Origin of the sequence: Legionella drancourtii LLAP12, assembly GCF_000162755.2 — a bacterium.
In the GTDB taxonomy this organism is placed as follows: Bacteria; Pseudomonadota; Gammaproteobacteria; order Legionellales; family Legionellaceae; genus Legionella; species Legionella drancourtii.
This window is the reverse complement of the sequence record NZ_JH413811.1, coordinates 142,733-166,329: the sequence shown is the minus strand read 5'-3', so window position 1 is coordinate 166,329 and position 23,597 is coordinate 142,733. Positions and strand designations below refer to the sequence as shown.

Here is a 23,597-nt window from a genome sequence, read left to right as displayed (position 1 = left end):
TTAATGATGCTTACTTAAGAAAATTTTCAATTAAAATTAAATGGTTAAATACTTAATTAACGGCACACACTAAAAATTGTCATCCCGCTTATGCGGGGACGACAACTACTGACTATATTGAGAATTTTCCTTAAGTAGCACCATTCGTTATAAGTAACCAGGCCGATCGTTACTGTCTCATATGCATGAGCCGCTCTGAAAAAAGGAACAAATCCTCATTCCAATGGCTAGATTGTTCATTTTTTTATCTTGTGCGCTGTGTAGATTAGGTCTATAACTAAAAGAATAAAAAAAGAAATCTTCTTAGGACGGGTGCCAAGTGGTCGAAGAGGACGGTAATTGCATAAAGGTTCTTCATTTTCTCTTGCAAGACGTACACTGCTGTCTGGATTTGCGCTATGTAGAAAAAATACTTCCTTTACCTCTTCTTGACATTATTCCTGGTAGTCCGGTTTATTTTGTTGGATTGATGAATCTTAAAAATACCTGTGTTCCTGTCTTTGACTTAGCAGTTTGTATTGGCTTGACACGAGATCAAATCTATTCTTTAAACATACCCATTCTGCTTTGCTCTGATGGAATACACCAGCTTGCTCTGATTGTAGATAAAGTAATTGGACTTGGCGAGATCTGGGAGGAAAATATTGAAATACATGACGAGCTTACAGAAGGGCATTCGCCATTTTTAGGAGCAGTTACTCTGGCAACTGGTATTTCACTGTTGCTGAATATTCCTTGGGTCTTCGCACTGAAACTAACACAAGAAGCACATCAATGTGCCGCGGATCATGAGTAATTTATTGAATAGTATAAAAATTCTGGAACCTGAATTTATTGAATTAATTCGTCTACGATTTGGGCTTGTTGTCCATGTCAATCAGACACGGGTGCTGGTGAAAACAATTATTGATGCGTGTCATAAATTCAATTATTCGCCTCAAGAATATTTGCATCAATTAAAGCATTGTTCCAATAGCTCCTCTTTATTAGCTGATTTGGTTGCGGCAATTACGGTCGGGGAAAGTTATTTTTTTCGCGATAAAAATCAAATGCATTTATTAGAAAAAATAATATTGCCTCAGTTAATCAAGCAAAAGAATAATAATTTCACCTTAAAAATTTGGAGTGCGGGTTGTTCAACAGGCGAGGAAATATATACTATTGCTATGCTGTTATCTGAATTAATACCGAACCTTGATGGTTGGAATTTGCAATTATTAGGCACCGATATTAACACGACTGCTTTGGCAAAGGCTCAGGCAGGAGTTTATCGGCAGTGGTCAATGCGCTCTATTTCAGAACGCTATTTGCAACGCTATTTCTCTAAAGAGGAGCATACTTATGTTCTTTCCCCCAAGATTCGTAATTTGGTGAACTTTAAATACCTTAATTTAAGTGATAATAGTTATCCATCTATTCTTAATGGAATCAATGAGATTGATTTAATATTATGCCGCAATGTGTTAATTTATTTTGATAGTGAGTTTGTTGTAAAAATCATGAAAAAGTTAAGTGCAACTATGGCCGAGAGCGCTTATCTTTTACTGGGTGCATCTGATCCCATTGTTACGGCAGAAACAAATCTTGTTTTTCATCATAATGGCGCAATCTATTTTTCTCTAGGGTCTGTTGATATTGAGCCAAAATGAATTGATTTTTGCGCACCGAAGCAGTGCATAAATCCAGTATCAAAGCACAGAGAATCAATTCATTTTGGCCAAGACAATAGAAATAGCAACAGACCCAAGATAACTGCGAAAGGAATTTTGGCAGCAATGACTAAAGTGCAAAAACATGCTTCAGAATTAATGCCCAAGGGGGATGCGGCACTACGTATACTGCAAGCACGTGCAGAACAGCTTGCTCAGTATGAGCAGGGTGTAAGCGAGCCAAGTGGTGTTGCCTATGTACGATTTAGACTTGGTCTAAATGAGCATTATGGGATTGCTTATCAACATATTCATGAAATTTTACATTATGTTTCTATCGCTAAACCGCCTTTCGTTCCTGATTTTATTACCGGAGTAATCAATTGGCGCGGTTCTTTGATTACTGTAATTGATCTGATGAAGTTTTTTCATCCAGATCGTTTAGAATCGTGCAGTAAAATTATTATTGTTATTAACACAAATGATGTTACTTTGGGTCTATTGGTTAATCGTGTTGAAGGCAATGGTATTTATCAACCGAGTCAGTTAGGTGTTCCTTTAACTTCGGTGAATGTTGCTCATACTGAATACATTCTTGGCTTAGATCGGGCAGTTACTGCCATTCTGAATATTGATGCTCTTGTCTTAGGATTAAGTCAAGAAATTAAAAAAAGCGTATACAAGATAGGAGATGTTTATGGAAACAGTTAGGAAGCCACATTTTATCATTACGCTTCGAACCCGTTTATTTATAGGGTTCTTATCATTAAGCTTGCCCCTCGTGCTGTTAATTATGCTTCTATTACCCAAAATTAACTCTATAATTTTTTCCAGTAAACAAATTTATGAGGTTAATTTATCTGCGGTATTAGATACCCAGATTTATCAGACTAGAGATATCGTCGCGCATTGGATAATGACCGGAGATCCTAATGATGAGCTTGAGTTTATACGCGTTTGGGATGAAATTAATAAGACCAAAGAAATATGGCATGAGGCACTAACTAAGTTAGGCAATCAAGAGATCCTGGAACATTGGCGACAATTAACCCAACTTTATGAGCCGGTATATCAGGGGCAATTGGCAGTGATGCATATGCCTAGAAATGCAAGCACTATAGAGAGCTTGCAGCAAGCCACAGAGAAGGTAAGACCCCTTAGCAGTCACCTGATTGATATAATTGATGGCACTTATTCTAATGAACGTGGGCAACGAGTTGGTGGATTATACAGTGATATAAGGCAAGAAATTACCAAAAACACGCACCATATTGATGACACCTTATTAACACTCAAACAATCGGCATATGCGCTGTTAATTCTTGCAATTGTGCTAACAATTATTGTCCCTCTAATAACACAACGTAGTCTTTCAGGCCCAATAGATAATGTGATTGAAATTGCTGAACGTATTGCTGCAGGTGAGCGTGATATCGATATTCAAATCCATACTTTAGATAGATTAGGCAAGATGCTGTTATCACTTAAAAGTATGCAACAAGCAATTAAAGAAAATGAAGAGAAAATGCGTAAAAATGAAGAGCAATCACGGCGGCTTCTAGAACAATTGGTGAACTCATCGAATAAGTTCAGTCGGCATAGCAGTAAAGTCGCTGCTGGCGATCTGAGAGAGCGACTCGTACTTGATAAAGAAGATGTGTTGCAAGATTTAGGTAATGATTTAAATTTGATGACTGATGCTCTGGCATCGAGTACTCAAAAAATTACCCAAGTGAGTAATGAAATTGTCACTATGGTTGATAAAGTAATCACTTCAGCAAGTGAGCAGACAGAAAGTATTAATTCACAGGCTTCAGCAATTAATGAAATTAGTGCTTCTTTGGAGGAAATTGATAAAAGTTCAAAACAAACCATGAATAAAGCTCAAGCCTTACGTGAGATTGCTAAAAATACCTATGAACAAGGAAAGCTCGGTACGGAATCTGTAGTACAAAGCATCCATGGCATTAAAGCTTCAGAAGAAAAAATGAAACTTATCGCACAAACAATACTTGATTTAAGCATCCACACGCAACAAATTGGGGAAATCACGGCCGTGGTGAATACCCTTGCGCAACAGTCAAAAATGCTGGCCTTGAATGCCGCTATTGAGGCATCAAAAGCAGGTGAGGCAGGAAAAGGTTTTGCTGCAGTTGCTATCGAAGTAAGAAATTTAGCCGAACAATCAGAGCAATCTACCGTGCAAGTGCAAAAAATTCTCGAGGACATTCGTCGTACTACTGAGAAAGCCGTTACCGTGACTGAAGAGGGAGCAAAGACTTTGGGGTCGGGCACACAATTAATTGAAAAAGCGGGGGAGGTGATCCACACCTTAAGTAAAATGATTAATGAAGCTTCGATTTCAAGCCAACATATCGAAGTGGCCATACGTCAAGAAGCGGTCGGTATCGAACAAATCGTTGAAAGTATGAATGAAATCAATCGAACTACATCGACGTTCTCTGGTGGTATTAAGGAAATGATGGATTTCATACATAAACTGGATGAAATTGCGAAACATCTTAAAGATGATGTAAGCATTTATAAAGTTTAGGGGGTGCTATGATTCCAGATGAGCCCTTGCTAAAACAGTTAATTGCAACATTTAATACCGAGTTGGAATCTCTACTTTCGGTGATCACGGATAATTTACAAAAAATTAAGCCAGGTGCCTCAGACAATAATTTAAAGCCCATCATTTCTGAAATTTCTCGCTCTGGCCGTAATATTAAAGTTGCGGCGCTTTCAGTTGGGATTAATGATCTTGCGAAGATGGCTGAGTCTATTGAAAAATTATTTGCGTCAGAGCATGAGGTAACCGCTGAGCGCATTGATTTAGTCTTTCGCTCAGTGGATGGTATGCGTGAGCTCATGCAAGAGTTCATCGAAAAAAAATCATGTTCTGCTAATGTCCGTGAATTACTGCATCAATTGCAGCAACAAGCACATTTGAGCGAAAAAGAGGAGGAGGCTTCAGTTATACCAGAACCATCTGTTCCCGAAGGGCCTTCTCTTCCATTAGCTACACCGTCCTCTAATGCTTCTGAACGGGAGTTTTTAAAAAAATTATTGCAACCTTTAAAGTAGAACTTCAGGATAATCTAATCAAAATTACTGATGGTTTGTTGCAGCTTGAAAAAGGAGGCATCTCGGAGCAGGGATTTGTAGCACTCTTAGATGAGCTTTTTCGCGCAGCACATAATATTAAAGGTTCTGCGCGTGGAGTAGGTGCGATTAACGTTGGTGAAATCGCACATCATCTGGAAACTTTATTTACGGCAGTTCAGCAAAAAAGCATTAGAATTTCTCCTGGAGTAATTAATCTTTGTCTGCAATCAATTGATTACATGAATGAAGCAATGCAATGTTATAGTGAGGAAGTACCTTTATCTTTTGATCTACAAAATCATTTGCTGCAGCTGCGGCAATATACAGAGTTTTCTGAACAAGAAGCTCCTGGTCACGTAAAACCGCTCGTTGAACAACTCCTTGAGCCTGATGCGGTTGTAACGAAAGGCAAAGTGAATGAGTACGAATCCATCCGCGTACCCTTGCAAAATTTGGATCGTATTTCCGCGGATATGGAAGAAATCCAGGGCGTTAAAATTGCCATTGAGGAACATTATGCGAATCTTAATAAAATAAATTTCAAAATCGATAACTTTATTAAAGCATGGAAAAAAAACATATTAAGTTTAAGAAGTTGTTTTGAGGGTGAAGAAGAGCGTTTAGCCGCATTGTTTTCTCCCTACCTTTTAGAGCTTTCTGAAATCAGTAATGCCACCCATCGATTACAACGAGGGTTGCGTATGCCAGTGAATGAATTATCTGTTTTATTTAATGCGTTGCAGGATGAAATTCGTACTCTACGTTTGATTTCAGTAGGCAGCCAGTTGCGCTACTTGCCGCGGCTGGTGCGTGATTTAGCTAATGAACTACAAAAACCAATTAATTTTGATATTAAAAACAATGATGTAAAAATTGATAAGATGATCTTGGAAGGATTAAAAGATCCCATTGTACATCTTTTGCGTAATGCAATTGATCATGGCATCGAAGATGCGGAACAGCGTCAGGCAGCGGGTAAATCGTTGCAAGGGAATATTTGCCTTGAAGTGCGTCAGGAAGATCATCAAATTATCTTCGAAATCTCTGATGATGGCGCGGGGATTAACCCAGATAATTTAGCTCGTAGTGCTTTGGAAAAAAATATTATCACGCAAGCCGAGCTTGATATGATGAGTCCGGCGGACATTTTAGATATTATTTTTCGCCCAGGTTTTTCCACCCGTAAGGTGGTAACAGGTATTTCTGGACGTGGTGTAGGCCTGGATATTGTACGCTCTAACCTGACTCAGTTGAAAGGGCTGGTTAGTGTAGCCAGCCAGCCCGGCACAGGCACACATTTTTTCTTGCGCGTTCCTATTACTTTGGCAACTGAACGTGGCTTGATTGTTTCATGCAATAAGCAAGTATTTGTGATTCTTACCAGCTCTGTAGAAAGTGTTTTTTTACTAAAAAGAAGCGATATTGTGGAGGTAGAAGGAAGCCCTACTGTTCTTATTAAGCAACAGCCGATTTTGTTCAGCTCTTTGGCCAGGATATTGCATCTTGATGAAAATATACAGAGTTCAAAAGAGTATCTGTCTGTGGTTATTGTTAAGAAAAATTGGGAGCGTGTTGCTTTACTTGTCGATGAAATTATTGGCGAAAGAGAAGTCGTGCTTAAGCCATTGCAAGAGCCATTAACCAATATGCCCTTTGTCATTGGTGCTACTCTGACAGGCAGCAATCAAATTAATTTTGTACTAAATTCTTCTGAAGTAATTAAAAAAGCGTTGTTATCTTAACTTTTCAAATACATGTGAACTATTGCTATGATAAGAATTTTAATTGCTGATGATTCACCCACGGAAGTTGCATTAATTCAATACATTATTGAGTCTGCAAAAGACATGATAGTGATTGGTGTTGCTAAAAATGGCAAAGAAGCAGTTGAGTTAACCGCGAAATTAAAGCCCGATTTGATTACGATGGACATTCAAATGCCGATTATGGATGGACTTGAAGCAACACGTATTATTATGTCACAAAATCCCACGCCAATTATTGTGATTAGCTCTATGGTGAATGATGAGTCAATTCATGCCACCTTTCATATTTTTGAAGCTGGAGCATTAGCTGCATTGGCTAAACCCGTTAATGCATTTTCACCCTCATTTAAGGAGCGCAGTAATTACATTGTTGATACCATCCGTAGTCTTTCAGAAATTTGCGTCGCTAAAAAACCATTAAAAACCGCACTTACTTATGCAAGAGAACACAAACAGGCGGAACTCCAAAAAATGACCTCTGCGTATGAAATTATTGCAATTGGTGCTTCAGTTGGGGGGCCTATGGCATTAAAAACCATTTTATCTCAATTGCCAGCTGATTTTCCTGTGCCTATTGTGATTGTTCAGCATATGAGCAATGGTTTTATTGGTGGATTTTCACAGTGGCTTGCAAAAAATATTCCCCTTAAAGTGAAAAATGTAGTTAATCAGGACGTATTACACAAAGGAACCGTCTATATTGCCCCAGAGCAAAAAGATCTGCTGATTGAGCGTGTGCATGATCAATTAACATGTAAATTAATCGATGGCGATCCTGTTTCTGGTTTTTGTCCTTCGATCACAACGTTGCTGCAGTCTGTAGCTCTAGTTTCAGGTCCTAAGGCTATAGGTATGCTTTTAACCGGTATGAGTGATGATGGGGCCGTGGGCCTATTAGAATTAAAAAAAGCGCATGGGCATACGTTAATTCAAGATCCTCAAAGTGCTGTTGTTTTTGGTATGGGGGCTGTTGCACAATCGTTGAATGCGGTAGATCTGGTGATTGATTTGGAACATATTGCAAATTATTTAACGAATATTTGCATCACTAAAGTTGAGTAATGTTTATGGGAAAAGAAAGTTTTTTAGTTTTGATAGTTGATGACAGCGCCACAATGCGTTTACTCACTAGTGATGCCCTAATCAAATCTGGTTTTGAAGTCATTCAAGCTGAAGATGGTGAAACCGCATTAGCATTACTGAATACAAAAAGGCCAGATGTTATTTTGCTGGATGTAGAGATGCCAGGCATAAATGGTTTTGAAGTATGCCGTGAGATACGCAAATTACCTGATTATCAGTACACCCCTATCATGATGGTTACTGGATTGGAAGACTATGAATCGATTAATCAAGCATTTATGGCTGGTGCTACTGATTTTACGACGAAGCCTATTAATGTTGATTTAATTGGTTATCGGGTTTGCTATATGATTCGTACCAGTTCTTATTTTCAGGAGCTGCAGATTGCTGAGAAAAAAGTACGGGCATTAAATGATGAACTTGTTAATAAGCTTGTGGAAATTCAGCAAAATTCCGCTGCAGTAGCACGCTTTGTGCCCCAAAATTTCCTAAAAATGCTTAATCGAAAAAATATAGCAGCTATAAAACTGGGGGATTGTGTTGAAAAAGTTATGACGGTTTTATTTTTAGACATTAAATCATTTACTACTCTGGCAGAACAGTTGTCTTCGGTTGAAATTTTTAACCTGGTAAATAGCTTGATGAGTTATTTGGATCCAGTGATTGTTAAAAATGGTGGTTTTATTGATAAATACATTGGTGATGCACTGATGGCCTTATTTGATGATGCGGATAATGCTGTATCTGCAGCATTAGGTATGCTTGATGCGCTCAATGTATTTAATGATATTCGTGCACGTAATAATTTACTGCCAATTAATGTAGGCATTGGCATTAATACCGGGTCATTAATTGTCGGTACGGTTGGTTTTGAGTCGCGCATGGATTGCAGTGTGATTAGCGATGCGGTCAATATTGCTTCCAGAGTAGAATCATTAACCCGAAACTTTAATATTGAACTCCTAATTAGCGGGCAAACATACCAACAATTAAAATACATAGATAACTATTATTTACGCTCTTTAGGTTTAACTTCTGTGAAAGGTAAGAATTTACCGATTAACGTTTATGAAGTTTTTAATCATGACAATGCTCGCGAAATACAATTGAAAAAGGATACTCTTCCGCTTTTTACCCAGGCTTTAAACCATTATGAAGAAAAACGCTTTCAAGAAGCAACCCGTCTTTTTAAAGAGGTTATTGCTCATGATGCCCAAGACTCCGTGGCCATTTATTTTCTAGAGCAATGCCAATCACATCGCTGATCGGCATTAAATGATGGGTTAAAAACCATTGTGCCGCTAATGAAATCATAAGCACAGCTTATTATCTTTTCAAGAAAAAGCAGAAAAATAATTTAAAATAAGGCTGCTTTCTTATTCTTTTTTTGGTACCATGAGTCTGTAAATACCCTCATCAATTTATTCCCGCCTGTGGATAAATTATTCAATAATATCTTGTATTTTAATTTACTTACCTAACTTATTTTAAATAGTCCTTGCTGTGCTTGGGTTTGCATAGAACGCATTATTTTTGGCATCAATTAGATATCCACAATTTCTGTGGATATCTCTGTGAGCAGTTTGGGGATCTACTTGTATAACGTATCAAACATGCAATGCTTATCTCTTTTACAATCATGAGATGCAACTTCATTCTGGTTCGATTAGAAGCTTTTTTAAAGTGGTCGGGTCCATACTATGGTCTAAATTGATTTTCTTCGTCGCTATATTCTTCTTCACTACCTTCATCAAAGGAGGATTCATCATCACTTGAATAAGCAAAATAATCGTCATTTTCTTGAGATTCAGAGGGTGTTTCTTTTTTTGATATTCCATCGGCGTTCAATGATGCTTCTTTATGTAAATTTTGAAGGGCTTGTTTTTCTTTTTTATACAAATTTGTAAGTATAATGTGCTTTTTTAAAGAAAAGCGGGCTTAAATAGCATCATGTGGGTATAAAATAGGCAAATTTAAGTGTGCTTTTAATCGATTGCTTGGGGCAGAGTTATTTTAGCTGTTGGTATTTTGATAAGAAAAGCTTAGAGTAAGGCTCGAATAAAACAGCGTGGGTTAACGCTGAGCTGCCCACGCTGTATTTTTTGATTATCTATAGCAACGTAATTGTCCCCAAGCATTTCTCCAACAGCCGCGATGATAAGGAGCTGGAGTTGCACGTGGGCCAGGATGATTAAATACGCAGCGCCCATAGATATTGCGATGAAATCCATGGCCGCAACCTTGGGCGGCACTGGCAATAGTTGTATAGCTTGCCATAAAGCCTAAAACTCCTACCATAAGTACAGTACGCAAGCATTTGGAAAGGTACATAGAATCTGTATTCATTACATTCTCCTTTGTTTGTACTTTTTTCCCTACAAATTAAGTATAGCCTTTTTTTGCTTTTATTTTGATCAACTTGGTGGTGTTAACAGATGCTGGTTTAATTTGCACCGCGGTAATTTTCTATAAGTAAGAGTATCACAACCAAGACCCAAACAAGACTTAGGATAAGAATAAAACTTAATAAGGGGTTAATCGCTAAGTAGCCCATTAAAATCACTGCAAGTGTTGCAAAGCACATATTAATAAAACTCATCATGGCCGCAGCGCTTGCTTTGTCTGTAAGTGCATTAGAGGCAACTAATGAGCCACTAGAAAACATCAAGCCATTAAACAAATATAAACTGGCGGTAATCAGGAAAAACCATAATGCAGATTGACTACCTATTATCCACATAAAAAATAAATTAATAACGCCCAAGGCAACGCCCAAAAAACCAATGGCAATTACTTGATTTGCTGATAAACGCGAGAGTAATTGTTTGACCAACACACCACCGAACAGCATGCCCACAATATTAAGACTATTCCAATAACCATATTCAGCAGCAGACAGCTTTAATAGTTCTTCTGCAATTTGTGGTCCAGCTGCTGAGAAACAATAAGAGATTGCTGAGCAGGTGCCTACAATCAATGAAAAGATAACCAGTTTTGATGAAGAAAGCGCTGCTGAATAATCTTTTATGATGGTTAAGGCATGAATTGGTTTAGGAGTAACTAAGGTTTCACTAAATACACAGGTGCCAATGAGCATGATGATTCCATGAACCAGTAAAAACCAAAAGCAACCTTGCCAATGCCAATAATCGGTAATTAAGCCACCAAGTACCACGGCAATACCTATGCCCAGAGCAAAGGATAATACTGAATAAGACATAGCGCTTTTTCGTTGTGATTCAGGCAACCATTCATTAATTAACATGAAGGTACAGGCTAGCCCGCTAGCAGCGCCTAAGGCTGTAATTAAACGACCGACGATTAAAAGTCCATACGTTTCCCATGTCAAGGCGCTAAGGCAAACGCCAATGCCTAAGAGGTTAATGGTTAATCCGATACGTAATGCTTTTAAGCGACCAAAACGATTAGCAAGCGGTCCATAAATTAATTGGCCACCCATGTACCCAATCAAAAACGCAGAGACTATCCATTCCACCATCCCGGGGTTTAAGGCATATTGAGCCTGGATTTTAGGTAATGAGGGAGTAATAATCGCTGCAGATATTGAAGCAATCGAAATATAACTTAATAACCAAATAAGATTAAACGAGGACTTTGTTTTACTACTCATAACTATCCTTAGCATATAGGATTTTGCTGAAGGGCTGTTATTGTAGGTACTTGCGGGGTTTAGTCAACAGAAAATTATTCAATCGCACATTTACGAAAAGTCCTGATGGTTTTTTTAGTTTTATTATCGATGATTTCGCCGTGAACATCGCCAAAATGCATATTGCCTTGAATGAGCATCCAAGTGTAGAGTTCATCAAGATCATTCCCAACCTGTTTTGCAAATTGTTCGCTACCAGTGTACACAGATGCAGTATATTGCTCGTTCATTTTGGGGATCCTCTTGATACAATTCTTCATTATAAGTTTAGTTGTTTATTGCTCTAATTGCCAATTAATAGTCCAGTAAATAAGTGCTATTGAACTATAATTTAAATAGGGAGATTGTTAGGAGCATTATCATGGTGACGATATTTTTGGCCAGCGTGCTGGGTTGGTATCTAGTGATTATGGGGTTGTTTTTAATTGTCAGACGTAATGTCGTAATAGCTGCAATGAGCAACGTTATGGAGCAGACAGGATTATTATTTGTAATCGCATTTATAACGCTAATTGTCGGTTTGATGATCGTTGCCAGTCACAATGTGTGGGTAATGTCATGGCCCGTGATCATAACAATAATAGGTTGGCTTGCCTTGATTAGCGGTATAGTTAGATTATTCTGTCCAGAATTTATTCATCGAATGTGGAGTAAAATGGCAGATAAACCTGAATTATTTACTATTTCGGGTATTATAATAGTACTTATTGGGCTATTTTTGCTATTTAAAATTTATTTCATTTGATGGATTGTAATGGGCATCTATGGGATGCAGGGATGTTGCACTCACTTACCTCTTTGAAGGTAAGTGATAGATTTGTATAAAAAAACGTAGAAGTTGCTTCATAGCCTGAATCAGTACCAAAGATAACCCAAGCCTGGCCTTGGTTGTCGGTGGTAACTCTGAATTGGGTAAGTTTTTTTTGCATTACTTCATCTGGCAGATAAGGTAATGTTTTTAGCCTATAGATTGAATCCTGAGTATCAACACCTACTGTACCGATAAAGATCATGTCTTTTCCATCTTGCAGCTGATTGCCTTTATCCAATGCAATTTTGTAGTAATGATCTTCATCAACGAAGCGTTGTGGTTCTTGGTTTACCGCGCCTATTTTTACAAAAACACTATCGCCAGGTGAGCCACCGACACCAGAAGAACCTGTAGGTGCATTTGCGGCAAACTCTAAAGAGAAACTAACGTGATAGGGGGTATTCGGTTTTAATCCCGTGATTTTTTTATAGGCATACATGAATAAATCATCACTGTGATTATTACCCGAGATTTTTAAACCATGCGGATGCTGAGTCTTAATTTCATGTGGTAATTTTGCACCATTTTTGTAATTAAGCTCATAGAACTCATCTTCGCCTGCTGGGTAATCCGCATAAGAAACCTTAAAGTTATCCTTTTGGGAAAAAGCATATTTGTACGTTTTAATGTCTAGGGCTGAGGTGGTTGCTGCTGAAAAAGAAACGCTGTTGCTTAGGAGTATAAGAATGAATAAAAGGGGTTTTTTCATTATTTTATCCGGGTTGGCCAATGGGTTTTATTCTTTGTGCTTAACAATTGTCCATTTTAGCGGGGAAGTGGCAGGGAATCAATCAATTTATTCATCTAATATGGACAAAGTTCCATTCAGGTCTGGCTGTTCTTCTTCTATCTTTTATCTGCGATAAAAAGTGGTGAAGCACTATTTTTTTTGTTAAATTACCTTTTTAAATTTTAACGAGTATCTTATGCCTTCTTTTGATATTATTTCAGAAACTAATGAAGTTGAGCTACGTAATGCCGTAGATAATGCCATTCGTGAGATGGGAACACGCTTTGATTTTCGTGGTGTGGAATCAAGTATTGAGCTCAAAGAACTTACAGTGACTCTGCGTTCTGAGTCTGACTTTCAGGTGCGTCAATTAGAGGATTTATTCCGTAATCATTGCATAAAACGCAACATTGATGCTTCAGGAGTTGATATAGAAGATGAGCCAGTACATAGCGGCAAGTTTTATTCTTTAAACATGACGTTTAAACAAGGGATTGAGCAGCCCATAGCAAAAGACATCGTGAAGTTACTTAAAGATGCTAAATTGAAAGTGCAAAGTTCCATTCAGGGAGATAAGGTACGTGTTACAGGGAAAAAACGTGATGACTTGCAAGAAGCAATTGCTCTGTTAAAGAAGTCAGATGTTAAGCTGCCTCTGCAGTATGAGAATTTTCGCGATTAGTTTGTTTACCAGTGAAGACAAATCAAGCCCGGGTTCTGTTGCATCCGGGTTACGAATCTTTCTCATTACGCCATTAGGTTTCTCGACTCGATCTACCAATAATAAGCGAACCTATCAGGGGAAAATGTGCTTTAGGCATACTTCAAGGCAAATCGCAGGTGCCTCTTTTAATCGACGTGCTTTCCTCTGGGTTAAATACCATATCATCCCATGATCAACGCTTATTTTGGGTTGCAGCAATTATATTGCCTATATCATTAATTCATAATTTCTTCAATTTTCGCAGAAATTCGTGCTTGTAAATATTCATCATTCTTTGCTAGAGTGCGCGCTACTTTCAGCTGGGCTACGGCCGCTCTTTTTTGCCCTTCGAGTAATAAACACTGCGCCTGTGTAAAATAGGCATAACTTTTTTGATTGTTTTTTGCCTGGGCGCGCGCTAATTCTCTACATAGCGGCAGGTCTTGCTTGTATTGCCTACTGCCTTTAAGCAAAATACTGGCTGCTTTTTCATTTTGATTCGCCGCCAATAAAGCTTGGGAATAAGCCATGAGGACGGCGTAATTATTGGGGTGATTATTTTGCATTTCGGCTAACCGGGTTAGGGCTGCTTGATGTTGAGATAGGCCCGTTTCTGTTTGTGCTATAGCAATTTGAAAATAGAGATTATTATTTTGCGCAACAAGTGGGGTGAGCAGCTCGTGTGCTTTCGCAAAATTATTTGTATTGATTAATGTCAGTGCATGACCGTATTGACAGGCCTTATCAGGACTTACTCTTCGGCATTGACGTTCATAATACTCCAGTAAATCTCTGGGATCACGAGTTACATCCGTACGAATGATTTCTTTAACTAAGGCATAATCGATTGAATCAGGATAATACTTTTTCCCAAAGCGTGTAGTACGGTTTTGTGCTTCGGCGATACGGTCTGAATCTAAGGGGTGGGTGCGTAAAATAGCAGGTACATGCGCTGTGTAGGAGTAACGGGTGTTTTCCTGCATTTTTTGAAAAAAGGCCGCCATACTGTGTGGATTGTAGCCGGCTTTAATCAGCATATCGATACCGATTCGATCTGCTTCTTTTTCTTTTGAGCGGGTAAAATTAATACTGTCTTGAGAGAAACCAGATAATGACCCCATCATTGCGCCCATACCTACGGTAGGATTAATGACTCCCAAGGCAATTGATGCCAGCATGGAGGCAAGCATAGGAATGCGCATTTGTCTTTGGTGCTCGATGGCGCTGTAGAGGTGATGTAGACGAACGTGGGCAATCTCATGAGCCATTACCGCGGCTAATTCACTTTCACTAGTGGTGATGAGAATGAGTTGGGTGTTAATGCCTATATGGCCTCCGGGGCCGGCGAATGCGTTGATTTCACCGGATTTTACAATAAAAAAATCGGGTGTTCTAATATGTCCTTGATGTGCTAAGTTTTTGCCAATGCGATTAATGTATTGTTTGGCTAAGGGATTACGCTCTACACTTTCTGAGAGGTTAATTTGTTGAACAAATTCTTTTTCCAGCTGATCCAGCTCACTTGTTGAATACGGAGATAATCCTTCTGCAGCAACAGGTTGGGTTAAAACACTGGTTAATAACAGCCAGCAAATATATTTCTTGATCTTCAATTTAATCATTAGGCTACTCAAAAATTGAATAATTTGTTATCATTAATCCGGATTTTAAAGGTACCGTAATCAATGCATAAAAAGTTTCTGCTCGCAGCTCTCGAACAAGCCCGTCTAGGGCAAGGTTTTTGCGCTCCCAATCCCTGTGTTGGCGCTGTTGCTGTGCAAAACGGAAATATTATAGCACAGACCTGCCATCATGGTGCAGGGACACCACATGCTGAACAACTATTGTTAGCACAGATCCCGCCTAAAACACCAGGGGTAAGTCTTTATATTTCGCTTGAACCCTGTAATCATTGGGGGAGAACGCCTCCTTGCGTTGATGTCATTATTAACCATGGCGGTATTGAGCATGTGATTTTTGCTTATGCAGATCCTAACCCTATTGTTGCGCAAAATAATTCAACGGAAAAATTGCGTGCCCAAGGCATTAAGGTGACGCATTATCCGGTGGCAGAGATCACTGAGTTTTATAAAAGTTACACGTATTGGACGATAACTAAAAAACCGCGGGTTACAGTTAAAATTGCCCAAACTTTAAATGGTAAAATTGGTCGGAAAGTTGGTGAGCGTGTCGTGTTGTCTAATTCTTTATGCGGGGAGTTTACCCACCAAATGCGTGCGGCAACGGATGTGATCCTTACCAGCGCGCGAACTATTCAATTGGATAATCCTAAGCTGAATGTGCGCTTAGGGGCTAAAGAGCAAGCAAAGCCTGTGGCAATTATTGATAGACAACTCACGCTTAATAACGAAGCGCAAATTTTTTCAACAGCCGCTCATTGTCATATATATTATTGTGATGAGCGCAAGATTTCCTATTCAAAGAGCAGTTTGCATCGCATGCCGATGAAGAATGGGGTAATGGATTTAAGTGCCGTAATCAGGCATTTAGGCGAACTAGGATATCATGATGTTTGGGTCGAAGCGGGCGGCGCTATTTTTACTGCCTTACATCAGGAAGGATTAGTTCACCGTACTTATTTGTATCTCGTTCCAACCAGTTTGGAACAAAATGCAATTTCAGCATACCAGCAAAGTGGGCTATTTGACCGTCCGCACACGGTGTCTTGGCATGCTATGGGTGACAATATGATGGCATGTATTGATTGGCAAGAGAGCTAGGGTCATCCTATACTCTGGATTTAATGAGGTCGCGTTATGAAGCATTCATTAGCTACAATAGAACAGGCAGTGGAAACACTCAAAGCCGGTAAAATGGTTATTTTAATAGATGATGAGGATAGAGAAAACGAAGGGGATCTCATCGTGGCTGCAGAATTTGCCACCCCTGAAGTAATTAACTTTATGTCTCGTTATGGTTGTGGATTAATTTGTTTGCCTATGGCAGAGGAATTAATTGATCAGTTACAGTTGCCCATGATGGCGCAAAATAATAAATCACCTTATGGCACTGCGTTTACGGTATCCATCGAAGCAGTAGAAGGCGTCTCAACGGGTATTTCGGCCCATGATCGGGCGCATACCATCCAGGTTGCAATTAACCCTGAGAGTAAGCCGGCAGACATTATTTCTCCCGGACATGTATTTCCTTTGCGGGCGCGCAAAAAAGGCGTTTTAGAACGTGCAGGTCAAACTGAGGGGAGTGTTGATTTGGCAAAGCTTGCGGGCTTAATACCTGCGGCGGTAATTTGTGAAATCATGAATGAAGATGGGACTATGAGTCGTTTTGAGGAATTGGTTGCCTTTTCACAAAAACATGATATTCCCTTGGTAACCATTAAAGATTTAATTGAATACCGAGTACGTCATGAAATTTTAGTTCGTGATGCAGCGTCAACTCGTATTCCCTTGCAAGACAAAGGGGATTTTAATATGACGGTGTTTGCCAATGATTTGGATTCTGCGGAGCATTTTGCGTTGGTTAAACCGCCAAAATTTGCGAATCAAGTTCCTTTGGTGCGTATCCATTCTGAATGCATTACCGGTGATATTTTTGGTTCGTGCAAGTGTGACTGTGGCAAGCAGTTAGAACAGTCTCTTTCTTTAATTGCCGCCGAAGGGGGCGTGTTAATTTATCTACGTCAAGAAGGGCGTGGCATTGGCCTGGCGAATAAGTTAAAAGCTTATGCCTTGCAAGAAAAGGGATTAGATACGGTCGATGCGAATAATGAGCTGGGTCTTCCGGTTGATAATCGTGATTATGCCATTGCCTACCAGATACTCAAACATTTTGGTATTGATGCAATACGTCTGTTGACGAATAATCCATTAAAAATTACTGCAGTTGAGCGTTATGGTGTGACAGTAATTGAGCGGGTGCCTTTAGAGGTTGAGCCAACTTTGGAAAGTCACCGCTATTTGAAAACGAAGAAAGAAAAGATGGGGCATTTGTTGGCCATTAGTTAGGGTCTGTCACTATTTTCCTTTGACTGAGAGGCCTAACATTTGCGGTTTAGTTCAGGTATTATGCACCGGATAGACACGATGAATAGGCCTTACAGCTCAATTCAGCTCTTGTTTTATTATTAAACACAAATCTTCCTTAAGAAATTTGTGTCATTTTTATTTTCATTTTGGTAGAATTAAATCCCGTTTACATGCAAATGTAAATTTCATGAATTAAGGGGCGCTAATAGGCCTTGGTGGATTTAGCATTTTAAACGGGGTCAATATGACAAACTTTATTTTTATTACTGGCGGTGTTGTGTCTTCCTTAGGGAAGGGTATTGCTGCCGCATCTTTAGCTGCCATCCTTGAGGCACGCGGTCTTAGTGTTACATTAATTAAGCTAGATCCTTATATTAACGTCGACCCCGGCACCATGAGTCCATTCCAGCATGGTGAAGTGTTTGTAACGAATGATGGTGCAGAAACTGATTTGGATTTGGGGCACTACGAGCGTTTTGTTAATACCGTAATGACCAAACGGAATAATTTCACTTCTGGAAAAATTTACGAAAACGTTATTAAAAAAGAACGTAAAGGGGATTATTTAGGGGGTACTGTCCAAGTAATTCCACACATCACCAATGAAATCAAACGTTGTATCAAACTAGGCGCTGATGGTTTTGATGTGGCTATGGTTGAGATTGGTGGAACTGTAGGGGACATTGAGTCCTTACCATTTCTAGAAGCCATTCGCCAAATGCGTATTGAATTAGGTTCGCAACGAGCACTCTTTATCCATTTGACCTTAGTACCCTATATTGCTACATCTGGTGAAACGAAAACAAAGCCTACACAGCATTCTGTAAAAGAATTACGCTCTATTGGTATTCAACCTGATGTGTTAATTTGTCGTTCTGAGAAAGCATTATCCATGGCGGATCGAGCAAAAATTGCCCTGTTTACGAATGTGGATAAAGAAGGGGTTATTTCTCTTGAAGATGTGTCAAGCATTTATCAAATTCCAATGATATTGCATGAGCAAGGTTTAGATGACATTGTCGTTAAGAAATTAGCACTAAATGTCAAACCTGCAGACCTTAGTGAATGGCAACGTGTTGTTGACATGCAAAAGATTCAAACCATGACAGTGAAAGTTGCTATGGTTGGTAAGTACATTGAATTGAATGATGCCTATAAATCAATTAACGAAGCTTTACTGCATGCTGGTATCCATACTCAAACTAAAGTTGAAATTATGTATTTGGATGCGGAGCTCATTGAAACCCATGGCCCGTCATTATTAGAAAATGTGGATGCTATTCTTGTTCCAGGTGGCTTTGGTGAGCGTGGAGTTGAAGGAAAGATCAACGCAATTCAATTTGCCCGTGAACATAAAATACCATTCTTGGGCATTTGTTTGGGGATGCAAACGGCGGTTATTGAGTTTGCGCGCAATGTTGTTGGGTTGACTGGAGCAAATTCTACTGAATTTAATAAGAATACACCTTATCCTGTTCTTGGCTTAATTAACGAATGGATGGAAGCTGATGGCTCCAAACAATTCCGTGATGAGCATACTGATTTAGGTGGTACGATGCGCTTAGGTGCCCAATTGTGTCAATTGGAAGAAGGTACGCTGGCACGCAAGGTCTATGACAAACCGCAAATTATTGAACGTCACCGTCACCGTTATGAAGTGAATAATAAATACGTTGAACGCTTGGTAGAGCATGGATTGATTATTTCAGGACGTTCTGCTGATAGTACGTTAGTGGAAATGGTTGAACTTGCAGATCATCCTTGGTTTTTAGCATGTCAGTTTCATCCAGAGTTTACTTCTACGCCAAGAAGTGGTCATCCGCTATTTAAACAATTTGTACTTGCTGCACGAAATAAACATCAAGAGAAGGGTAAAGCATGAAATTATGTGGATTTGAAGTAGGATTGGATAAGCCTTTATTTTTAATAGCAGGCCCTTGTGTTATTGAAAGTGAGGAATTGGCATTGGAAACTGCAGGTTATTTAAAAGAACTATGTGGTCAATTAAACATTCCTTTTATCTACAAATCATCTTTTGATAAAGCAAATCGCTCCTCTTTATCCAGTTATCGCGGTCCAGGTTTTGAGAAAGGTTTGGCTATTTTAGAAAAAGTAAAGGCACAAATTGGTGTACCTGTGTTAACTGATGTGCATGAAGACACGCCTTTAGTAGAAGTTTCCAGTGTGGTTGATGTCTTACAGACCCCTGCTTTTTTATGCCGCCAAACAAATTTTATTCAAAAAGTGGCGGCGATGAATAAACCAGTGAACATCAAAAAAGGCCAATTTTTAGCACCTTGGGAAATGAAGCATGTCATTACTAAAGCAAAAGCAAGCGGTAATGAGCAAATTATGGCGTGTGAGCGTGGCGTGAGTTTTGGTTACAATAATTTAGTTTCCGATATGCGTTCTTTAGCAATTATGCGCGAAACTGAATGTCCCATTGTTTACGATGCTACCCATTCAGTGCAATTGCCTGGTGGTAACAATGGTGTTTCTGGTGGGCAAAGAGAGTTTATACCTGTACTTGCACGTGCGGCTGTAGCTGCAGGAATTTCGGGTATTTTCATGGAAACCCATCCTGATCCCGACAAAGCTCTAAGTGATGGTCCTAATAGTTGGCCTTTGGATAAAATGAAGCAGTTATTAGAGTCTTTAATAGCAATTGATGCTGTTTATAAAAAGACAGGGGAAATTGTTTAAATTTTTCCTCTCGCACAAACCACATTGTAGGTTGGGTCGTTTGACCCAGCATTCGGTGTTTATCTTAGGTATGAGGTTGCTGATGAGCACGATTGTTGGGTCAAATGACCCAACCTACGCGAGTATTAAGTTAAATCACTCATTGTTGAAACAGCATGATAACCCGCATCTACATGTACTACTTCCCCGGTGATCCCCGAAGCTAAGTTTGAACATAAAAATGCAGCAGTATTACCAACTTCTTCAATAGTGACATTTCTTTGCAGTGGAGTAATGCTTGCATACGCAGTTTGGATTTTTCGGAAATCCTTAATGCCAGCGGCAGCTAGAGTCTTAATTGGGCCTGCGGAGATGGCATTAACACGTAAACCGCGACTGCCTAAACTTGACGCCAAATAACGTACAGAAGCTTCTAAGCTGGCTTTAGCTATGCCCATAACGTTGTAGTTAGGGACCGCTTTTTCAGCACCATAGTAGCTCATTGTTAAAATAGAGCCTTGAGTTTCTTCCATCATCGGCAAAGCCGCTTGCGCTAAACCAATCAGACTGTAAGCACTGATGTCATGAGCAATGCGAAATCCTTCACGAGTACATGATGTTACAAAGTCACCACTGATTTGATCGGCTGGGGCATAAGCAACAGAGTGAATTAGAATGTCGAATTTATTCCAATGCTTACCCAGATTTACAAACAGGGCCGTGATCTCTGCATCATTAGCTACATCACAAGGAAAAGTCAATGTTGAATTAAATTCAGCAGCCATTGATTCCACCCGCTCTTTTAAGCGTTCGCCTTGATAGGTAAATGCTAATTCAGCCCCTTGCTCATGAAATGCTTTAGCAATACCGTAAGCAATGGATCGATTGCTCGCCAGACCAATAATAAGTGCCTTTTTACCCGCTAAAAAGCCCACGGTGTTCTCCTTTACTATTTAAGTATGTGATGCTAATAATTCACGCATTTTTGCTTGAATCATTTCGATAGCAATTCTATTTTCACCGCCTCGAGGAACAATGATGTCCGCATAACGGCTTGATGGCTCAATAAACTGTAAGTACATGGGCCGTACGGTTGTTTCATACTGATGTACTACGGACTCAAATGTTCTATGGCGTTCCACAACATCTCTTTTTAAACGTCGAGTCAAACAAACATCCAAAGGGGTAGACATAAAAATACGGATGTCCATTAGTTCGCGTAATTCTTTATCACTAAAGAGTAATATACCTTCTAAAATAATAATTGCGTGCTTGCCTACAGCTCTGGTTTCCGCTAAACGCTGATGCTTGGAGTGTGAATAAATGGGAATCTCGACCGACTTACCTTCACGAAGTTGGCGTAAATGCTCACTAAGCAGACTATGATCAAAAGAATCTGGATGATCGTAGTTTATTTTTTCTCGGTCAGCGAAGGGGAGATGTCCATTGTCTTTGTAGTAGGCGTCCTCAGAAATAACTACTACATGTTCTGAACCTAATTCGTTAACGATAGTGTTTGCGAAAAGGCTTTTACCTGATGCAGATGGGCCTGAAATCCCAATTATAATTGCTTCTTTGTTCATGATTATATCGCTCAAATTTTCGCACAAATGGTAAATGTTTTTTGTGTTAAATTCAATCTTTATCTCATACAGGCTCTCCCTTTATAGATAAGATAGGGGAAATACTTCTCAGATTAGGGCTTTGCCTAATCTGAGTTACAGGCTGTTTAACGGGGTAATTGCTCGGTGGCGGACAACACTTCCTCGAGCGGTTGCCCAACAGCGGCGGATGGTGATTTAATCATCAATAAGGCTGATAAAGTTGGCGCAATATCTGTGGTATATACTGGACGGGAAATACGTTGCGCTTTAAAATTTGGATGAACAAATAACAAAGGAACATAGCTGTCATAATTCCATGGACTACCGTGGGTAACGCGGTACATATTTTTCGCGCCATTTGATTGATTGGGTGGTTGTACTATATAGACATCTCCAGTTCGATATGGATAGGACATTTTATTTACCTTAGCACTGAGCCAATCTTTTTCAATCTGTGTAACAGGAAGTGCATAGGCTTTAAATATTCCAGGTTGCAGCGTTAATGCCTGGGCTAAGTGATGACTCACTTCATCTAGATTGACTTTATGCTGACTAATGATTTTATGATTAAGGTAAATATAAGGTAGGGTAATGGACATAAGTGCTTGTTCGGGAAGCTTATATTGTTTTTGTAATACTTTATGAACGTAGTGTTTGAGCTTAGCAATCTTAATGGGTTTAATTTCAGCAATATGATAGGCTTTGAGATAAGCCGGGCCATCATTCACGCCATGATCTGCTGTGAGGACAATCAGGGTATTATTCAGTCCTACTTGTTTATCAATCACACTAAGAAGATGGGTTAACGTTTTATCTAACTCCAGTAGATTATCTTCTGCCTCCAGACTATTGGGGCCAAATTGATGGCCAATTGCATCAACCCCAGAAAAACTAATGGCCAAATAATCTGTTTTATTCGCCGTTAATCCTAACCGTTCTTCAGTTAGCAATTGTTCTGCAAAATTTCCTGTTAATTGATCGGCCTTAGGTGTTTTAGACAGTGCTTTAAAATAGTCTTGATTTTCATTATGGGTTACATGATGTGGGAAATTTTGGCCAAAGGTTTGATCTATTTGTGGAAACACGGGTGAATTTACATTTTGGTATTCAGTTCGTGGACGCCCAAGATTCCAATCAAAATTAGGGGATTCATAGTGCTTATTCCAATTTTGCACCCACACAGGGTATTCATTATAATAATAGTTACTGGTAACAAAACCACCATTTGTTGTATCAAACCAAAAAGCTTTGCCTGCATGTCCTGCAAGTGCAATCGCTGAGCGGTCTTTTAATGAAACGCCAAAGGAGCGTCCTTTGTTCGATAAGATGATTTCATCACTTAAGGTTGATGCAGATATATTTCGTGGCGAGCGGCCTGGAATAATGGTCTTAGTATGTTGAGTTGGTAAGATATTTGCTTTTAAATCTTCCATGCAATAGATCATTTGTTTTGATTTTCGATCATACCAATCATTATTTACGATGCCATGCATGGCAGGATAGCTTCCGGTTGCAATGGTCGTATGTCCCGCACAGGTTGTCGTGTTGGCGTGAGGGTGATGGGCATTATGATAATTAATGGCATGGTTTAATAAATAAGTAAAACCATAATTGCCAAATTGTTGTTGGTGTTGTTGAATTAAGTCGCCGCGTAATTGATCTATGACTAATTGAACAACCAGCTTTGGTTGATTCGTATTCGCCTGGGCATTAATACAGCTAAAAGCCAACAGAGTCGAGTAGAGATATTTTTTCATACAGCTGCATCCTCATTTGGATAAACA

Annotated in this window: 23 protein-coding genes; 14 read left to right on the top strand and 9 right to left on the bottom strand. The window is 39.3% G+C overall.

Annotated features, from left to right (window positions below; translation table 11 throughout):
• The first annotated feature begins 319 nt into the window (after positions 1-319).
• From LDG_RS05985 to LDG_RS20590, 8 genes are all read left to right on the top strand, one after another.
• Positions 320-796: a chemotaxis protein CheW gene (locus LDG_RS05985; RefSeq protein ID WP_040534665.1), complete on the top strand. Its 477-nt coding sequence runs from the start codon at positions 320-322 to the stop codon at positions 794-796.
• A complete protein-coding gene (locus LDG_RS05980; RefSeq protein WP_040534663.1) occupies positions 789-1,649 on the top strand; it encodes a CheR family methyltransferase in 861 nt (286 codons plus the stop codon). The genes LDG_RS05985 and LDG_RS05980 overlap by 8 nt, the downstream gene beginning before the upstream one ends.
• Positions 1,650-1,775: 126 nt before the next feature.
• Positions 1,776-2,360, top strand: a complete 585-nt coding sequence (locus LDG_RS05975) for a chemotaxis protein CheW (protein ID WP_006870303.1) — start codon at positions 1,776-1,778, stop codon at positions 2,358-2,360.
• Positions 2,347-4,203: a methyl-accepting chemotaxis protein gene (locus LDG_RS05970; protein WP_006870302.1), complete on the top strand. Its 1,857-nt coding sequence runs from the start codon at positions 2,347-2,349 to the stop codon at positions 4,201-4,203. The genes LDG_RS05975 and LDG_RS05970 overlap by 14 nt, the downstream gene beginning before the upstream one ends.
• Positions 4,204-4,211: 8 nt before the next feature.
• Positions 4,212-4,736, top strand: coding sequence for a hypothetical protein (locus LDG_RS20095; protein WP_006870301.1), 525 nt, complete (start codon positions 4,212-4,214; stop codon positions 4,734-4,736).
• A gap of 38 nt (positions 4,737-4,774) precedes the next feature.
• Positions 4,775-6,499, top strand: a complete 1,725-nt coding sequence (locus tag LDG_RS05965; RefSeq protein WP_006870300.1) for a chemotaxis protein CheA — start codon at positions 4,775-4,777, stop codon at positions 6,497-6,499.
• A gap of 27 nt (positions 6,500-6,526) precedes the next feature.
• Entirely contained in the window at positions 6,527-7,585 is a 1,059-nt protein-coding gene (gene cheB, locus LDG_RS05960) for a chemotaxis-specific protein-glutamate methyltransferase CheB (RefSeq protein ID WP_006870299.1), read from the top strand.
• A 5-nt stretch (positions 7,586-7,590) separates the two neighbouring features.
• A complete protein-coding gene (locus LDG_RS20590; protein WP_006870298.1) occupies positions 7,591-8,871 on the top strand; it encodes an adenylate/guanylate cyclase domain-containing protein in 1,281 nt (426 codons plus the stop codon).
• 433 nt (positions 8,872-9,304) lie between these two features.
• On the opposite strand, the gene LDG_RS05950 is transcribed toward LDG_RS20590, so the two are convergent.
• From LDG_RS05950 to LDG_RS05935, 4 genes are all read right to left on the bottom strand, one after another.
• Positions 9,305-9,505, bottom strand: a complete 201-nt coding sequence (locus tag LDG_RS05950; protein WP_006870297.1) for a hypothetical protein — start codon at positions 9,503-9,505, stop codon at positions 9,305-9,307.
• Between the two features lie 207 nt (positions 9,506-9,712).
• On the bottom strand, positions 9,713-9,952 hold the full coding sequence (locus LDG_RS05945; protein WP_006870296.1) for a GCG_CRPN prefix-to-repeats domain-containing protein: 240 nt from the start codon (positions 9,950-9,952) through the stop codon (positions 9,713-9,715).
• A gap of 97 nt (positions 9,953-10,049) precedes the next feature.
• Positions 10,050-11,237, bottom strand: coding sequence for an MFS transporter (locus LDG_RS05940; protein ID WP_006870295.1), 1,188 nt, complete (start codon positions 11,235-11,237; stop codon positions 10,050-10,052).
• A 74-nt stretch (positions 11,238-11,311) separates the two neighbouring features.
• Complete coding sequence (locus LDG_RS05935) at positions 11,312-11,506, bottom strand: hypothetical protein (protein ID WP_006870294.1); 195 nt, start codon at positions 11,504-11,506, stop codon at positions 11,312-11,314.
• Positions 11,507-11,637: 131 nt separating this feature from the next.
• Here LDG_RS05935 and LDG_RS05930 point away from each other — a divergent pair, with 131 nt between their 5' ends.
• Positions 11,638-12,021, top strand: a complete 384-nt coding sequence (locus LDG_RS05930; RefSeq protein ID WP_040534661.1) for a membrane protein — start codon at positions 11,638-11,640, stop codon at positions 12,019-12,021.
• Here the strand turns inward: LDG_RS05930 and LDG_RS05925 are convergent.
• The gene (locus LDG_RS05925) at positions 12,014-12,796 is read right to left on the bottom strand and encodes a hypothetical protein (protein WP_006870293.1); all 783 of its coding nucleotides are present in this window, start codon (positions 12,794-12,796) and stop codon (positions 12,014-12,016) included. The genes LDG_RS05930 and LDG_RS05925 overlap by 8 nt on opposite strands.
• Positions 12,797-13,013: 217 nt before the next feature.
• On the opposite strand from LDG_RS05925, the gene LDG_RS05920 reads away from it, so the two are divergent.
• Positions 13,014-13,499 (top strand): YajQ family cyclic di-GMP-binding protein, encoded by a 486-nt coding sequence (locus LDG_RS05920; protein ID WP_006870291.1) that lies wholly within the window; start codon positions 13,014-13,016, stop codon positions 13,497-13,499.
• Positions 13,500-13,756: 257 nt separating this feature from the next.
• Here the strand turns inward: LDG_RS05920 and LDG_RS05915 are convergent, their stop codons facing one another.
• Complete coding sequence (locus LDG_RS05915) at positions 13,757-15,142, bottom strand: M48 family metalloprotease (RefSeq protein ID WP_040534659.1); 1,386 nt, start codon at positions 15,140-15,142, stop codon at positions 13,757-13,759.
• 63 nt (positions 15,143-15,205) lie between these two features.
• Here LDG_RS05915 and ribD point away from each other — a divergent pair, with 63 nt between their 5' ends.
• The 4 genes from ribD to kdsA all read left to right on the top strand — a co-directional run bounded on the left by ribD (position 15,206) and on the right by kdsA (position 20,230).
• Positions 15,206-16,261 carry a bifunctional diaminohydroxyphosphoribosylaminopyrimidine deaminase/5-amino-6-(5-phosphoribosylamino)uracil reductase RibD gene (ribD, locus tag LDG_RS05910; protein WP_006870289.1) on the top strand — a complete coding sequence of 352 codons (1,056 nt, stop codon included), beginning with the start codon at positions 15,206-15,208 and terminating at the stop codon, positions 16,259-16,261.
• Positions 16,262-16,297: 36 nt separating this feature from the next.
• Positions 16,298-17,506 (top strand): 3,4-dihydroxy-2-butanone-4-phosphate synthase, encoded by a 1,209-nt coding sequence (ribB, locus tag LDG_RS05905; RefSeq protein WP_006870288.1) that lies wholly within the window; start codon positions 16,298-16,300, stop codon positions 17,504-17,506.
• Between the two features lie 265 nt (positions 17,507-17,771).
• The gene (locus LDG_RS05900) at positions 17,772-19,409 is read left to right on the top strand and encodes a CTP synthase (protein ID WP_006870287.1); all 1,638 of its coding nucleotides are present in this window, start codon (positions 17,772-17,774) and stop codon (positions 19,407-19,409) included.
• A complete protein-coding gene (gene kdsA, locus LDG_RS05895) occupies positions 19,406-20,230 on the top strand; it encodes a 3-deoxy-8-phosphooctulonate synthase (protein WP_006870286.1) in 825 nt (274 codons plus the stop codon). The genes LDG_RS05900 and kdsA overlap by 4 nt, the downstream gene beginning before the upstream one ends.
• A gap of 125 nt (positions 20,231-20,355) precedes the next feature.
• On the opposite strand, the gene LDG_RS05890 is transcribed toward kdsA, so the two are convergent.
• The 3 genes from LDG_RS05890 to LDG_RS05880 all read right to left on the bottom strand — a co-directional run bounded on the left by LDG_RS05890 (position 20,356) and on the right by LDG_RS05880 (position 23,570).
• Complete coding sequence (locus LDG_RS05890) at positions 20,356-21,144, bottom strand: enoyl-ACP reductase FabI (RefSeq protein ID WP_006870285.1); 789 nt, start codon at positions 21,142-21,144, stop codon at positions 20,356-20,358.
• 18 nt (positions 21,145-21,162) lie between these two features.
• Complete coding sequence (gene udk, locus LDG_RS05885; protein WP_006870284.1) at positions 21,163-21,792, bottom strand: uridine kinase; 630 nt, start codon at positions 21,790-21,792, stop codon at positions 21,163-21,165.
• Positions 21,793-21,938: 146 nt separating this feature from the next.
• Positions 21,939-23,570, bottom strand: a complete 1,632-nt coding sequence (locus tag LDG_RS05880) for an alkaline phosphatase family protein (protein WP_006870283.1) — start codon at positions 23,568-23,570, stop codon at positions 21,939-21,941.
• Positions 23,571-23,597: the final 27 nt, after the last annotated feature.